General features: G+C 63.0%; 12 protein-coding genes and 1 pseudogene. 7 read left to right on the top strand and 6 right to left on the bottom strand.

The features are described 5' to 3' along the window. Nucleotides 1–9: 9 nt before the first annotated feature. The 3 genes from IPF85_RS18185 (at nucleotide 10) to IPF85_RS18175 (ending at nucleotide 2,238) form a co-directional block, all read left to right on the top strand. Nucleotides 10–882, top strand: coding sequence for an ABC transporter ATP-binding protein (locus tag IPF85_RS18185; protein ID WP_343409476.1), 873 nt, complete (start codon nucleotides 10–12; stop codon nucleotides 880–882). Beyond that, nucleotides 879–1,592: a hypothetical protein gene (locus IPF85_RS18180; protein ID WP_343409475.1), complete on the top strand. Its 714-nt coding sequence runs from the start codon at nucleotides 879–881 to the stop codon at nucleotides 1,590–1,592. The genes IPF85_RS18185 and IPF85_RS18180 overlap by 4 nt, the downstream gene beginning before the upstream one ends. Nucleotides 1,593–1,794: 202 nt before the next feature. After that, nucleotides 1,795–2,238 (top strand): NUDIX domain-containing protein, encoded by a 444-nt coding sequence (locus IPF85_RS18175; protein ID WP_343409474.1) that lies wholly within the window; start codon nucleotides 1,795–1,797, stop codon nucleotides 2,236–2,238. Between the two features lie 60 nt (nucleotides 2,239–2,298). On the opposite strand, the gene IPF85_RS18170 is transcribed toward IPF85_RS18175, so the two are convergent. From IPF85_RS18170 to IPF85_RS18145, 6 genes are all read right to left on the bottom strand, one after another. Continuing rightward, entirely contained in the window at nucleotides 2,299–4,596 is a 2,298-nt protein-coding gene (locus IPF85_RS18170) for a heparinase II/III family protein (RefSeq protein ID WP_343409473.1), read from the bottom strand. Continuing rightward, the gene (locus IPF85_RS18165; protein ID WP_343409472.1) at nucleotides 4,593–5,825 is read right to left on the bottom strand and encodes a DNRLRE domain-containing protein; all 1,233 of its coding nucleotides are present in this window, start codon (nucleotides 5,823–5,825) and stop codon (nucleotides 4,593–4,595) included. The genes IPF85_RS18170 and IPF85_RS18165 overlap by 4 nt, the downstream gene beginning before the upstream one ends. A gap of 175 nt (nucleotides 5,826–6,000) precedes the next feature. Then, nucleotides 6,001–6,402 carry a hypothetical protein gene (locus IPF85_RS18160; protein ID WP_343409471.1) on the bottom strand — a complete coding sequence of 134 codons (402 nt, stop codon included), beginning with the start codon at nucleotides 6,400–6,402 and terminating at the stop codon, nucleotides 6,001–6,003. Nucleotides 6,403–6,518: 116 nt separating this feature from the next. Beyond that, nucleotides 6,519–6,854: a XisI protein gene (locus IPF85_RS18155; protein WP_343409470.1), complete on the bottom strand. Its 336-nt coding sequence runs from the start codon at nucleotides 6,852–6,854 to the stop codon at nucleotides 6,519–6,521. A 175-nt stretch (nucleotides 6,855–7,029) separates the two neighbouring features. After that, nucleotides 7,030–7,686 (bottom strand): ribulose-phosphate 3-epimerase, encoded by a 657-nt coding sequence (gene rpe, locus IPF85_RS18150; RefSeq protein WP_343409469.1) that lies wholly within the window; start codon nucleotides 7,684–7,686, stop codon nucleotides 7,030–7,032. A gap of 318 nt (nucleotides 7,687–8,004) precedes the next feature. Further along, nucleotides 8,005–8,928, bottom strand: coding sequence for a class I fructose-bisphosphate aldolase (locus IPF85_RS18145; RefSeq protein WP_343409468.1), 924 nt, complete (start codon nucleotides 8,926–8,928; stop codon nucleotides 8,005–8,007). A gap of 512 nt (nucleotides 8,929–9,440) precedes the next feature. Here IPF85_RS18145 and IPF85_RS18140 point away from each other — a divergent pair. From IPF85_RS18140 to IPF85_RS18125, 4 genes and pseudogenes are all read left to right on the top strand, one after another. Beyond that, nucleotides 9,441–11,786, top strand: a complete 2,346-nt coding sequence (locus IPF85_RS18140) for an NACHT domain-containing protein (protein ID WP_343409467.1) — start codon at nucleotides 9,441–9,443, stop codon at nucleotides 11,784–11,786. Beyond that, nucleotides 11,758–12,690 (top strand): SUMF1/EgtB/PvdO family nonheme iron enzyme, encoded by a 933-nt coding sequence (locus tag IPF85_RS18135; RefSeq protein WP_343409466.1) that lies wholly within the window; start codon nucleotides 11,758–11,760, stop codon nucleotides 12,688–12,690. The genes IPF85_RS18140 and IPF85_RS18135 overlap by 29 nt, the downstream gene beginning before the upstream one ends. Nucleotides 12,691–12,904: 214 nt before the next feature. Further along, the gene (gene avd / locus IPF85_RS18130) at nucleotides 12,905–13,255 is read left to right on the top strand and encodes a diversity-generating retroelement protein Avd (protein ID WP_343409465.1); all 351 of its coding nucleotides are present in this window, start codon (nucleotides 12,905–12,907) and stop codon (nucleotides 13,253–13,255) included. 580 nt (nucleotides 13,256–13,835) lie between these two features. Further along, nucleotides 13,836–14,464 (top strand): annotated as a pseudogene (locus IPF85_RS18125) (RNA-dependent DNA polymerase); the annotation flags it as partial.

Here is a 14,464-nt window from a genome sequence, read left to right as displayed (position 1 = left end):
GGAGTTCTCTTGCTGCTTGTCAATAATCTGATCAAATCGTATAACAATACGCCGGCCCTGCGTGGCGTCAGCCTGGAGGTGCCAACCGGCGCCGTGTTTGGGCTGCTCGGCCCCAACGGCGCGGGCAAGTCCACCCTGCTCAAGCTGGTCATGGGCTTTATCGCAGCCAACAGCGGGCAGATTCAGTGCCAGGCGCCGCCCCAGCACATCGGCTACCTGCCAGAGCGTCCTGCTTTTCCAGAAACGGCCCGCGTGGATGACTATCTGCGCACCGCCGCCAGCCTGGCCGGGATACACGGTCGCCGGCAGAAGGACACGGTGGCCGGCGTCTTGCATACCGTGGGCCTCAGCGACATGGCTGGCCGGCGTATCCGCACCTGTTCCAAAGGGATGCGTCAACGCCTGGCGGTCGCGCAGGCGCTCATCGGCGATCCCGCCTTGCTCCTGCTCGACGAGCCGGCGGCCGGGCTGGATCCGACCGGCCAGATACAGATGCGCAACCTGATCCTGGCGTTGCAGCAGGCCGGCCGCACCGTGGTGCTCAGCACGCACCAGTTGAATGAAGTGACGCAGATTTGCAGTCACGTCGCCATCCTCAGCGCCGGCCGCGTGACGCGCATCGGCACCCTCAACAGCGTGCTGCTGGCCGAGCCGCACGTGCAGATCAAGGTGGATACGCTGACACCGGAGCTTGCGGTTGGCCTGCGCGACCTGGCGCCCGGCATTGCCGTAGAAGACAACCGCATCACCCTGGTGGGCGCAGCCATCGAGCAGAAAGCCGCTATCTTGCGCCAGCTCCTCGATGCCGGTCTGGATGTGCAGGGGTTGGTGCAGCAGCAGGCCAACCTGGAAGAAATCTATCTGGAGGCGATCCGTTCGTGAGACGCATCTTCACCCTGGCCTGGTTCATCGCCAAAGACTTTTTCCGCTCCTGGCAGAGCTTCGTCCCCCTAACTCTGGCGCTCACCTTTTACGGGCTTGCCTTTCAGTATGGCGCGACGCCCGCCTATTTTGCCGCGGTGACGCCGGTCGCCATGATCGTCATCACGATCGTGACGGTGCTGCTGCTGGCTGGCCGCTGCAACCGGGCGGCGTCCTATCCGTTCATTGCCCGCCTGCGCGCGCGCGCTGAAATGCTGCTGGCCGTGGTGCTGACGGCCCTGGCGCTGACCCTTGTCCTCACCATCCTGGTTACGGGCATGGCCCTCTGGCAGGACAAGTTCACCACGCCGCTGACGGGCCGCGAGTGGGTGCTGCTGGCCTTGATCTGGCCCTGTCTTTTCCTCTGCGCCGGCTTCTTCGGGCTGCTGCTGACCAACCTGACCAGCCGCGGCAGCTCGCACATCATGGTCTACGCGCTCATTGCCGCGTTGGCCGCGGTCTATGACTATCAGTTCGAGCTGACGCAGGCCGGGCAGAATTTTCTACTTGCGGTCTGGCGGCGCATCCTCGACCCGTTCTCGATCACCCTGACCCCGTTCAGCAGCGCAAACCTGCTGCAAGGCGCTCTTTTAGTGCTGGGCTACGCTTTCCTCTGCTTCATCGTCGCGGATTGGCTCTTCGCGCGCAAGGACCTGGTGTGGAGCGAATGAAACAGCGATTGAAACAGCGATTGAAATCGCGCCTGATGGGCCTGGCGGCCGGGCGTCGGCCTGCGTGGGCGCGATGCCGGTCGCCGCAGGCCGACCTGGCGGCTGAACGCCCTTGCGGCCCGAATTCATTCGGCGGCTATAGGCGCCAGGCGCCTGAGCAGTTGCGGCCCTGGTCGAAACCCGCTCAGCGAGGAAAAGACCTATGATCGGCCGGATTCGCGCCCTGGCGCTGGCCTATATTCGCCTTCACGACGAGGTGTTGGTCATGCAAGTGCCGGATATGCCGGCAGATGCCGGGCTTTGCTGCCGCTTGATTGGCGGCGGCATTGAGTTCGGCGAGCCGAGCGAGACAGCCTTGTGCCGTGAGCTGGCCGAGGAACTTGGGGTGACGGTAACGCAGGCGCACTACCTGGGCACGGTGGAGAACATCTTCACACACCAGGGGCGCCCAGGCCATGAGCTGTGCCAAATCTACACGGTGGAGATCGAGCAGATTGCCGCCCTGCGGGCGCGTGGAGACGCGTTCGAGGTGACGGAGGAGAATCTGACGAACTACACAGCCCTCTGGCGCCCCTGGGACGATTTCACTTCCGGTCGCGCCACGCTGTACCCGGACAACGTATTACGCCTCTTGCCCGGGGTCTGAAGCGGGGCGTCGTCGCAGCGGCTGCCGCTGGTCCCGGCTGCCTGGGCAGTTACGACGGCGTCAGGAGCAGTTGTCGCCCCAGTAAGCGGCCGCCAGCATCACATCCACCACATCCTGCTCTCCATCCTGATTCAGATCGTAGCGCGGCGTGGCCGGCTGGCCCCAGGCCTGACCCGCCCACTGCACATCGTAGATCGTGACCTGACCGTCTCCATCGAAATCGCCCGTCAGTTGACACACCGCGCCGTTGGCGTTGATGGTAAACTGGAGCACGCCCTGGTCATCGGCCCGGTACGCGCCGTTGACCGCTGGCGTGAGCTGCACCGTCACCACACCGGCAGCGAAGGTTGTCCCCAGGTTGAAGGCCGCGCCCGGCGTCAGATCCAGCAACACGTTCAGGGTGCGCGCGGTCGGCGTGAAGCTGTACGCCAATGGGCCGGCCGGCGGTGCGCCATCGTTGGCCGACGAGAAGAGCAGCAGCCGGTTCAGCGCGGCGTCGGCCACATGCGCGCCGCTCAAGCCGCTGCCGCTGACCAGGCTGGTGGTCGGCATGACCGCGGTGGCCGCGGCCGCCGGATGCAGCACCGTCAGGAAAACGTGATTCAGCGCACTATCGGCCGGTTCCAGGGCCAGCCGCCACTCGCCGTAGGGCACATCCTCGAAGTCATTGATGGGGCGCGGCTGCGGCTCGCTGCTGTCCCAGTGCCAGTCGTAGTTGGCATCGTTGACCCAAAACGCCTTGACGCCGCGCTCGCCGATCTTGCGCACATTGCGCGCCGGCGGCAGCAGGAATTTCATGAACAGCTTGCCGTCGCCGTTGACCGCGGTCGCCAGGTCTGCGCCGCTGTAGAGCGTCTCGCCGGGCGAAATCGTGGCCGCGCTGCCGTTGACGGTTGGATTGCCCAGGGTGTGGAAGAGCAACTGCGTCCTGGCGCCGCTGAAGGCTGCCTGCGTCACGCCCACGCGATCCAGGATGACCACGTAATCGTTGGCCGTTGGCCCGGCCGTCGCCAGCGGCCGCAGATAGGCCAGTTCGCGCTGGAAGCGGCTGACTTTCGCCACGTTGCCGCTCAGGCCGGCGTCCATCGTCTGGTTGTAGGTCGGGTTGTTATACGCTTTGGTGGCGTCGCCCAGGGCATAGGTGAAGGCGGGCGCCGCGCTGAAGCGCACGAGATCGCCGGTGTCGTAATGCACCGCATGTTGATCGAAATAGGTGATGTCGGTGGGCGAACGGCTGGCCGGCGACATGGTGCGTTGACCGCCATCGTTGGACGTGGCATCGGGCCGCGCCGACGAAAAATCTTCCGTGGGGTTGTAAACCACGAGAGTGTTATGCGCCACCGTGCGCACGTAGTAGTTGATGTCGTGGTTGCTCAGGCCATCGCCGCTGTAGACGCCGCTGTCGAGCGCCAGGTCGCTGCGCTTGAAGAGGGTGAAGCTGTTTTGATCATAGTGCTGATGGTAGGTAAAATGATCGCCGATCTGAAATGTCAGGTAGGTGGCGGCGGTGTTGGTATCGGCCGCGCCATCCGGCCAGCCGCTGCGCATGAAGATCGTGCCTGTGCCGGGCGCCAGGTGAGTCAGCGGTGTCGGGGTCGTCGCCGCCTGCCCTGGGTTGTACCACAAGAATTCCTCATGGTAGAGAAAGCTCTGTGAGTTGTCCGTGGGCGCCGCGCTCACATAGGCCTGTAGCTGCTGCGCCAGGGCATCCTGCGGAAAGCGTTCGATCAGGATCAGGCTCATGATGCGCTCGTAATTGGCAATGCTGCCGCGGTTGCGCTCCGTGTCTCCGGTGGAGAGATAGGGGTGGTAGTATTGCCCCCATTGATCCGCCAGGCCCGGCCAGCGGTGCAGCAGCAGGTAGCCCAGGCGTTCTCGATACCAGGCGCTGCTCAAGAACAGATCTTCCCCGCTGACGCTGCGCCAGGCCGCCAGAGCCTTGGCGCGCGGCCAGTTGGCAATCCAGTCGTAGATCATGCCCTCCGGCCAGGCGCCGCCCTCCGCGATGCGGTCGAGCAGGGGCAGATCGCTGTCGCGGTAACGATGGTAGCGGAACTCGTCGAGCCATTCCTGGGCGCGTGGGTTATCGCCGTAGGTTGCCAGGCCCATCAGGGCAAAGGAATAGGCGAAGCGCGGCCAGTAATTGCCCCAGCCCGGCGAGTCGTTGCTGTGCAGCGCGTCGCCCCAGGCGTTGAAATAGGCGATGAACGCGCTGCGCTGACTGGCGCTGAGGCGTCCGTAGCACCAATCGTAGACCAGGGCCACATCGCCGGCCTCGGTGGAGTAGGTAGACGGGCTGGCGATGAGCGCCTGCGCCTGACCAATGGCCTGATTGCAGAGACTGGCCGAGTCGGTCAACAGCCCCACCAACGCGCGTGCATTTCGCCGGAGGGATCACTGGCCTCGGCCTGCAGCTGCGTCCAGCGCGGGTTGGAGGGGATGGCGCGTGCTTGCAGGATCGCCAGTTTGGCCGGATCGAGGTAGATGCGGGGATGCCCGGCCGGAATCGCCAGCAGGCGCAGATGAACCGCGTCCGCGGCGCTGGCGCCGACATCGTTGGTCACGGTCAGCTCGATGTCCCACTCGCCGGGGACATCCGGCGTAAAGGACTGGATGGCGGCCGTGCCGATCAGCGCGCCGTTCAAGGCCGAGCCATACGCGGCCTGGGCCACGCGCCATTGAAAAGTCAGCGTGGCGTTGTTGCCCCCGGGGCGGTCACGGCTGGCCGAGCCGTCGAGGGTGACGGCGCCGCCGTTCCAACTGAGGTTGACCTGGTCCGGCCCGGCCACAGTCCAGGGCGTGTCGGGATTGTAGGTGACGGTCAGGATCGGGCGGTGAGCGGCGTCCGCGGCCTGGCTGCTGACGAAGGTGCGCCAGTCGCAATTGCCATCCTGATAGCCGCTGGCGTCGCGCAGCACCAGGCCATCGTTCGGCTGTTCATTGCGCACCCAGGCGCGCACCAGGCTGGTGACCGGCCAGGTGTACCAGCCCTGGTTGATGATGTCCGCGGCGGCGGATGGCGCGGCCAGGTAATCGCTGCCGGCCGCCATGCCGCGGGCGTTCCACGGCACATCGGCGCCCTGTCCGGGGAAATAGTCGAAGGCGTTGTCGCCGGTGGCGCCGTGTTTGCCAGCCGCATTGATGGGCGATTCCACCTGGTTGCCTTCGTCCCAAGCGCGCAGCACCTGGAAAAGCTCCGCGCGGCGCACCCACGGCGCGGTGACATTGCAGCCGGCCGGGGTGGTGTTGACCAGGGCCAGCGTGGCGCTCAGAATGGCGCTGTTGGGCGTGATGCTGGTCAGATCGAAGGCCAGGAGCGGGTTATCGCCATCGTTACGTGACAGGGTCAAGCCATCGTTTTGGCCGTAGTTGACCGTGTGCTGCGGCGGCGTGTCCCAGTCCAGCGAACTGACCCAGGTGTCGCGCACGCCGCTGTAGCCGGCCAGACCCTGCTGGAAGGCGGCGGTGATGATGGTATGTGGGGCTGCTTGCGCTGAGGCGGGCTGACTGGCCGGCGCGGCCGCGGCGGTCAGCAGGACGAGGGTCACGAGGGACAGGAGGGGCGTGAGGCGAGTTGCAGCAGTCATCGTATTACCTCCGTTGCGTATTGGCGTCTGGCAATGCGTAACTGCTGGGTCTGCCTGGAATTCAGACAGGATTCACAGGATTGACAGGATATTCGAACTCTCGTGCCGACAGTTTTGCACGCCACAGAGCAAGACTCCTGTTCATCCTGGTCAAATCAACTTGCAGGGTGAGCAGTTACACTCTCGTGCCGATAGTTTTGCACACCACAGAGCAAGAATCCTGTACATCCTGTTCATCCTGTCCAAATCGGCCTGCAGGGTGAGCAGTTACCCCGTCAGACGTAAACCGCATCGGTTTCGTCCGTCCGTGACGAAATTCCTCTGCAGCTTCGTGAGCCAGCGCACTCAATTTGTCGCGCGAATCGGCAAACTGCTGATTCCATCGCTCTTCGTCCGCACGGATATCGGCGTGTGTCGCGCCAAAGATGTCGGTCTCAGGTATCGGTACGAGTGGTTGATATTCCAAAAACAGGTCGAAATCGTATACGCTGTTCAAACGTTCCAATGGTAGTGTGGCGAGCAGATTCACCACTTCCTGATAGGTGACTGGCGGTTGTGTCATAGCAAATTTCGACATAAGTAACGTTTCGCCTCTCTCGTAATCATCAGACCATTCTTGATAATGAGCACCGCGTTGATCTCACTTTTACAGGTCAGCAGCTAAGTCCTCCAGAATCAGGAGGAAATCTCGGTTCACGCGACAGCAAACTCGGTGTACTGACGCTTGAAGGGGGAGTGAAAGCCGAGGACGATCTGATCTTTTGGAATGCCCAATTCCATTAACTCGCCAGCAACGCCATTCTCGGTCCAATCTTCTTCGATCCAAATTTTCCCATCACGGATACGCAGATGAAACACGACGGAATGGACTCGCCGATTACCATCCCAACCAATCGCCAGCAGAAGATAACTGTTGTTTGCTGCATCGCAAATAGCTAGCCGTTCAATTTCGCCATGGCTGTATCCAATCTGTGTGTGTTGATACAATAGTTGCTTGATCATGCGCCGGTAGTCAGCTTGTCTATCCATGCGACAATTCCTTCATTCTTTGATCAGGGCGTTTCTGACACGGTTAGTCTGGTGGCTAGTCATGAGTGACCGTTGCTCGAACGCGGACGTGCGATCAGATAATCATCAATCCGCAGTTCATCATTGATGGCGCATGTGTCTGGATCCCAGATGACCATCTTCCGATCAGGGCTAATTACGACAGATCCTTCAATTGCTTTATGTTTTCTCTGATGGCGCGTGTCTGATTGAAGACGGCCGAGCCGGCCACGGCCAGGTTGGCGCCGGCCTGCGCGGCCAGGGCGATGGTCTGCGGGCCGATGCCGCCGTCCACCTCGAGGTCGCAGGGCAAACCGCGCTCGTTGATCAGGCGCCGCAGGCCGGCCAGCTTGGGCAGGGTGGCGGGGATGAAGGCTTGCCCGCCAAAGCCGGGGTTGACGGTCATCACCAGCACCAGGTCGAGCAGCTCCCACACGCCGTCGAGCAGGAGCGCGGGCGTCGCGGGGTTGAGCGCCACGCCGGCCTGTTTGCCCAGGCCCTTGATCTGCTGCAAGAGCCGGTGCAGATGCGGAGCGGCTTCCAGATGCACGATGATGACATCCGCGCCGGCCTGGGCAAAATCGGCCACGTAGCGCTCCGGCTGCGTAATCATCAGATGGGCTTCGATGGGGATGGTGCAGGAACGGCGCACCGCTTCGACGATGAGCGGCCCCATCGTGATGTTGGGGACGAAATGGCCGTCCATCACATCCACCTGGATGCGCGCGCAGCCCGCGGCCTCGGCTTCACGCACCTGCTCGCCCAGGCGAGTGAAGTCGGCGGAAAGGATCGAAGGAACGATGCCAATGGACATGGTAGTACCGGTGCGCCCTCAGAGACAGCGAGCAAGGGATTCTCACACAAGACACGGAGCACGCAGAGAACAAGAATATCTCCATGCCCTCCGTGCCTCCGTGGTGAAATCTATCAGACTTGAACCACGGGGACACGGAGAACGTAACTGCTGGGTCTGCCTGGAATTCAGACAGGATTCACAGGATATTCGAACTCTCGTGCCGATAGTTTTGCACACCACAGAGCAAGAATCCTGTACATCCTGTTCATCCTGTCCAAATCGGCCTGCAGGGTGAGCAGTTACCGGAGAACACAGAGTATCAGAAACTCTCCGTGTTCAGGCGATCTCGCCCGCGTACATTTTCACAATCGTGCCCAGGAACTTCAGTGCATCTTCGGGTGCGCGCTGGAACGCATTACGGCCCATGATCGAGCCGAAGCCGCCGCCGTCGCGAATGGCGCGCACTTCATCGAAGACCTGCTCGTCGCCAGACTTGGCGCCGCCGGAGAAGATGACGATGCGCCGGCCATCGAACGAACTCTGCACGATGTGGCGCACGCGCTCGGTCAGGGTGGCACGCGCAATCCCGTACTTCTCATAGACCTTTTTGGCCTCGGCCTGCTCCAGATAGTCGCTGGGCAGCTTGACCTTGACGATGTGTGCGCCCAACTGGCAGGCAATCTGCGCGGCGTAGGCATCTACGTCGAGTGCGGTCTCACCCTGCTTGCTGAGGTCGCCGCCGCGCGGGTATGACCAGACAACGACCGCCAGACCCACACTCTTGGCCTCGGCCGCCAGCTCACGCAACTGCTCGTACGCTGTGTTGCGGTAGACGGAGCCGGGGTAAATAGTGAATCCGATGGCCACGCAGCCCAGGCGCAGCGCGTCATCCACACCAGCGGTGACGGCCGAAATCGGTTCGCTATCGCCGTGCAGCACATCATGGTTGTTGACCTTGAGGATCATTGGGATGTCGCCGGCATACTCGGCCGCGCCGGCTTCCAGGAAGCCCAACGGGGCGGCGTACGCGTTGAGGCCCGCGTCCACGGCTAACTGGAAGTGATAGAACGGGTTGTAGCCGGGCGGGTTGGGCGCAAAGCTGCGCGCCGGCCCATGCTCGAAACCCTGGTCAACCGGCAGGATGACCATCTTGCCGGTGCCGCCAAGACGGCCATGGTTGAGAATGCGCGCCAGGTTCGTCTTGACGCCGGGATTGTCACTGGAATACCAACTGAGGATTTCACGTACTCGGTCTTTCATGAGGAAAATTCGCCTCCCTGCAAGTTCTGCAAATTTGGAAAGATAAGGGCCGCACCCTGCGGCCAAGAAACGTGTGGCACGGCTCGACTAGCGGCCATGCCTATGTGATTACACACAGTATACCACCATTGATAACTTGGCGCCAAACGAACAGCAATTCCAAAATTTGACCGATTTTTTGAACCTCGAAGAACGCAAAGAGCGCAAAGCATGCAGACAGCAAACAGTTCAACCGCCGATTAGGAACCGCTTTGTGGTGCAAAGAGCCTTGAGATGTGATATTCCCGGCGCAATTGACGGAGAGGCCGAAACCGGCTAGAATCCCGTATACAATTACGTTTGGTAACTGCTTACCTTGGCCCCAACTGGCAGGTTGACAGGCGGCGGTCTTCTCCCCCGCGGGGGGCGGGCCCCCCGCCCCCCCCACCCCAATTTCCTGTCATCCCGTCTCTATCCCTGGCAGCCTGGCAGTTACGACGTTTGCGCACAACCAGAAATCGGGGAGCCCCATCATGAACCTTCAGGCATGGCAAGCCGCCACGCGGCAGAATCTGGGAACGTTGTCCGGGCGTCTGCGCCGGCTGGCGCCCGGTACGCTCTATGGATTCCTCGCGGCCACCACGCTGTTGCCGGTGGTGACCGCAGCCAACCAGGGTGATTTTGCGGCCCTGGTTGCGCTGGGAAGCGTGATCGGTGGCATTGGAGGGGATCTGGTCGCGAATCAGATCCAGGCCTGGAAGGACCGCAGCGAGGCCGAGCTGGCCGCAGAACTGCAGCAGGCCGCCGCCGCTGACCCGGCCTGGCGCCAGGAGTTGGATACGGTCCTGGAGAAGCTGGATGCGATCCAGACCGTGCAGGCAGCGCTCGGCCCGGCCGACCGCACCTGGTTTGGTGAGACGATTCGGCAGGAGCTGACCAGCCTGGGGAACCTAGATCGTTTCCAGGCAACGCTGGTCGCCTCCTCAGGCGCCATCGTCCAGGGCGAGAACAATATCGGCGCGGGCGCCGGAGGCGTGGCTGCACGCGAAATCCATGCCCCCATCACGATTATCAATCAGACCGGACCCGCGCAGGTTGCCCCTGACCCGGCCAACCTGCGCCTGGCCTACCTCAACCATCTCTACGAACAAGCGAACATCCTCTCCCTGGCCGGCATTGACCCCAAGGCGGCCAGCGATGCCGAAGCTCGCCTCAACCTCGCGTCGGTCTATACCGCCCTCCTGACGCGGACTCAGGAGGACGACGCCCTGCGCAGCCAGGCGCGCAAGCCCGACGAGCGCCCCAAACCGCTGTCTGCCCTGGCCCAGCTCAATCGTTACGACCGCCTGGTCCTGCTAGGCGATCCTGGCAGCGGTAAGAGCACGTTCGTCAGTTTCGTGGCTCTGTGCCTGGCCGGTGAAGCCTTGCACAAGACCCAAGCCAACCTGGCTCTGCTGATTGCGCCGTTACCGGACGATGAAGAAGAAGCCAGGCGCCCGGAATCGGAAGAGAAGAAGCCATCGCCCCAGCCCTGGAAGCACGGTGCACTCCTGCCCGTGCGTGTGGTGCTGCGTGACTTTGCCGCGCGTGGCTTGCCTAAGCCGGGGCGCCAGGCCACAGCCACCCATCTCTGGGAATTCATCGTCGCCGAGTTGAACGACTGCGCCCTGCCGGACTTTGCGCCGCGCTTGCGGCAGGAATGGATGGACAAGGGCGGCTTGCTCTTGCTCGATGGCCTGGATGAAGTGCCAGAAGCCAATCAACGCCGTACCTTGATCAAAGCGGCAGTTGAAGACTTTGCGAGCACGTTTCCCCGTTGTCGCATCCTCGTGACCAGCCGCACCTATGCCTACCAGCAGCAGGATTGGCAGTTGAATGGGTTTCAGGCGACGGTCTTGGCGCCTTTCTCGCCCGGCCAGGTTGGGCGCTTCGTCGAGCGGTGGTATGCGCATATCGGTGAGTTGCGCCACTGGAACGCCGGTGATGCCCAGGGTCGCGCGGAAGTACTGAAGCGTGCCATCGCTGGCAGCGACCGGCTGCGTGCGCTGGCTGAACGACCCCTTCTGCTGACGTTGATGGCCAGCCTGCACGCCTGGCGCGGCGGAAGTCTGCCGGAAAAGCGCGAAGAACTCTATGCCGACGCCGTTGACCTGCTGCTCGACTGGTGGGAGAGCCAGCGAGTGGTGCGCAATCCCCAGGGCCAGGTGGTCGTGATCCAGCCCAGCCTGGTCGAGTGGCTGCGCATTGATCGCCAGAAGATGCGGGCTTTCCTGAACGAACTCGCGTTCCAGGCGCATGCGACCCAGGCGGCCCTGGTGGGTACGGCAGACATCGCCGAAAAGGACCTGGTAGCCGGCCTCCTCACGCTCGCCGACAACGAGGTCAAACCCAAGCTTCTCCTGACGCATCTCAGCCAGCGCGCCGGCCTCCTCCTGCCGCGCGGGGGGGGGGTCTACACCTTTCCACACCGGCACGTTCCAGGGGTACCTGGCAGCCTGTTATCTCACCGATCACGACTACCCCGAACTGGTGGCCGACCTGGCGCGCGGCGACGCCAACCGCTGGCGCGAGGTGGCCCTCTTGGCCGCGGCCAAGGCCGCGCGCGGGACCGCCGTTGCGATCTGGTCCTTGGTGGATGCGCTTTGCTATCGTGCTCCGGACGACCCGGCTTATGCCGCGGCGGATGCGTGGGGCGCACACCTGGCGGGCCAGGCGCTGCTGGAGACGGCCAACCTGGCGTCGGTCAGCGAGCGCAATCAGCCCAAGCTGGCGCGCGTGCAGAATGGCCTGGTGCACGCGCTGCGCAGCAGTTCGCTGCCAGCCCTCGAACGTGCAGGCGCCGGACGTTCTTTGGCCAAACTGGGGGACCCCCGGCCTGACGTGCTGACGGTGGACGGCATGGCGTTCTGCTACGTGCCCGCGGGGCCGTTTACGATGGGGGAGGGCAAGGAGTTGCACCTCTGCGACCTGGATTACGGCTATTGGATGGGGCGCTACCCGGTGACGAATGCGCAGTACGCGGCGTTCGTGGCCGCGGGTGGGTACAAAGAGGCCGGTTACTGGCCGGAAGCGGCCGCGGCCGGCTATTGGCGCCAGGGCGAATTCAAGGGGCGCATTGACAGCACCTGGCGGCGAGGGCCATTTGCTGTCGGCGAGCCGCACAATCTGTCGAACCATCCGGTCGTGGGGGTCAGTTGGTATGAAGCGCTGGCCTTCGTGCGCTGGCTGAGTGGACACGCGCGGCAATGGCTGCCGGCGGGATGGGCGGTGCGGCTGCCGAGCGAGGCGGAGTGGGAGAAGGCGGCGCGGGGCGGCGAGGAGATACCGGTGTCAGCGGTGATACGACCGTTAGGTGCAGGCCTGGCCGCGGCGCCGGGAGGTGCGGCAGGCGAACCGGGAGTCACAGCGTACGTACCCGTGGGGGGAAGAGATCACGCCAGAGAAGGCCAACTACGACGACACCGGAATTGGCGCGACCAGCGCGGTAGGCTGTTTTCCGTTGGGTGCGAGTCCGTACGGTGTGGAAGAGTTGAGCGGCAACGTGTGGGAGTGGACGCGCAGCTTGTGGGCGAGGGTTATCCTTACCCGAGCGATGCGCAGGCTAGGGCGCGGTGCGAGAACTTGGCGGCGGGGCCAGATGAGATGCGTGTCATCGGGGTTCTGCGTATTATGGTAATAGAACAGGCGTTCGGTGTGCTTATCGCTACAGGCTCGACCCGGACTACCTCGTCAGGTACTACGGGTTTCGTGTGGTGGTGTCCCCATTATGACTCTGAACGCTGACCCCTCTGACCTCTGTAACTCTGAAAATCTGAAAAACATGGTGGGCAGGTCAGCATCGGTTTGTTTTCTTGCCGCCAGCCCAGCCAACGAGGCGACCGGCCAACCAATCCAAAACCGCCGGTAGGCGGCGAAATTTTTTTGCACCCCATTCCCGGCCGCCAGGGCGCCAGCTAGACGCCCTCACGATTCTGACCTATAATAAAAGAGGATGCGCATGAGCTTCCAGCCAACACCGATCTTTACCCGCACCTATGATTTTCTGACCTGGTTGCTGCCGGCCACCAACCATTTCCCCCGTGCCTACCGTCACAGCTTCACCCAGCGCCTGCTCGATGCCGCGTTCGATCTGCGCGAGCGCCTGGAAGAGGCGAACGTGCGCCTGCGCAGCGCCCGTTTGGAACGGCTGGCCCGCGCCGATGAAGCCCTCGCCAAGGTGCGCGTCTACCTGCGCCTGGCCGTGCAGTGGGGCTGGCTCAGCGGCGGACAGTACGCGCATGTGGCGGCCATGGTAGCTGAGATCGGCAGACTGTTGGGGGGATGGCTGAAGATCACCCCGTCCGACTAACCCGAAAATAGCTCTGTGGCGCAATCCGCCGGATTGCAGCGCCCCGCGCCACGGAGGCAAGCCAGCGACTTGCGCTACATTTTCATCCACGGTTGTGCGCTCCGCGCATGGATAACTAACCCGAAAATAGCTCTGTAGCGCAATCCGCCGGATTGCAGCGCCCCGCGCCACGGAGGCAAGCCGGCGGCTTGCGCCACATTTTCATCCACGGTTGTGCCCTCGCGCCAAGCGACCAGGGGCCAAACACTGGCAATTCGCAGCCCTGGGGCTGTGGTTGTAGGGCAGGCCACAGACAGCGTTCGGTGTGCTTATCGCAACAGGAACAACCCGAACAACCTCGACAGGAACAACGGGTTTCGTGTGGTGGTGTCCACATTTTTCCACGGCCGGAAATGCCCGGCGGGGACGTGCAGCCTTCGGGGGACCACGTCACTTCGGGGCCGAGGCGAAAAATGGCCGAGTCTGCTCCTGGCCGCGCCTGGTTTGCACCAGGCCGGGCACATACCAACGGCCCCGCGCCCTCGGTTCGTCCCTGGCGCGGGGCCACCCGTCCTCGTGAGCGCATGGGCTGAGGCACGCAATGTTCGCTGAGATGTACGCGTGGGACAATCTTCTCCTGGCCTACCGCCGCGCCGCCAAAGGCAAGCGCGGTCATCCCAACGTCGCCGCCTTCGAGCATGACCTGGAAGGCAATCTCTATCAGTTGCAGGCCGAGCTGCGCGCCATGACGTACCTGCCCGGCGCGTACGTCAACTTCACCATTCATGAACCCAAGCAGCGCCTGATTTCGGCCGCGCCCTTCCGCGACCGGGTCGTCCACCACGCCCTCTGCAACCTCATCGAGCCGATCTACGAACGCAGCTTCGTGGTCAATTCCTACGCCAACCGGGTTGGCAAAGGCACGCACCGCGCCCTCGACCGCGTGCAAGCCCTGGCACGGCGCTATCCGTATGTCTGGCAGTGCGATGTGCGCCAATTTTTCCCCAGTATTGACCACACCCTGCTGCGTGACATGCTGGCGTCGAAGGTCGCCGACCCGCAGGTGCGCTGGCTGATGGACCGTATCCTCGCCGGCGGCGCCGGCGTGCTGGCTGACGCCTACGATATGGAATACTTCTTCGGCGATGACCTGTTTGCCCCGTTGCGTCCGCGCGGGTTGCCCGTCGGCAACCTCACCAGCCAGTTTTGGGCCAACGTCTATCTCAACGG

The sequence above is a fragment of the Candidatus Amarolinea dominans genome (genome assembly GCF_016704685.1).
GTDB classification, from domain to species: Bacteria; Chloroflexota; Anaerolineae; order SSC4; family Amarolineaceae; genus Amarolinea; species Amarolinea dominans.
Note: the sequence above shows the minus strand (reverse complement) of the source record. Positions and strands in the feature narration are given on the sequence as shown.

Excerpts from the sequence above, each read along its gene's own strand:
- IPF85_RS18175 (WP_343409474.1), top strand. The coding sequence starts at position 1,795 with ATGATCGGCCGGATTCGCGCCCTGGCGCTGGCCTATATTCGCCTTCAC.
- rpe (WP_343409469.1), bottom strand. The coding sequence starts at position 7,686 with ATGTCCATTGGCATCGTTCCTTCGATCCTTTCCGCCGACTTCACTCGC.
- IPF85_RS18145 (WP_343409468.1), bottom strand. The coding sequence starts at position 8,928 with ATGAAAGACCGAGTACGTGAAATCCTCAGTTGGTATTCCAGTGACAAT.
- IPF85_RS18140 (WP_343409467.1), top strand. The coding sequence starts at position 9,441 with ATGAACCTTCAGGCATGGCAAGCCGCCACGCGGCAGAATCTGGGAACG.
- IPF85_RS18165 (WP_343409472.1), bottom strand. The coding sequence starts at position 5,825 with ATGACTGCTGCAACTCGCCTCACGCCCCTCCTGTCCCTCGTGACCCTC.
- avd (WP_343409465.1), top strand. The coding sequence starts at position 12,905 with ATGAGCTTCCAGCCAACACCGATCTTTACCCGCACCTATGATTTTCTG.
- IPF85_RS18155 (WP_343409470.1), bottom strand. The coding sequence starts at position 6,854 with ATGGATAGACAAGCTGACTACCGGCGCATGATCAAGCAACTATTGTAT.
- IPF85_RS18160 (WP_343409471.1), bottom strand. The coding sequence starts at position 6,402 with ATGTCGAAATTTGCTATGACACAACCGCCAGTCACCTATCAGGAAGTG.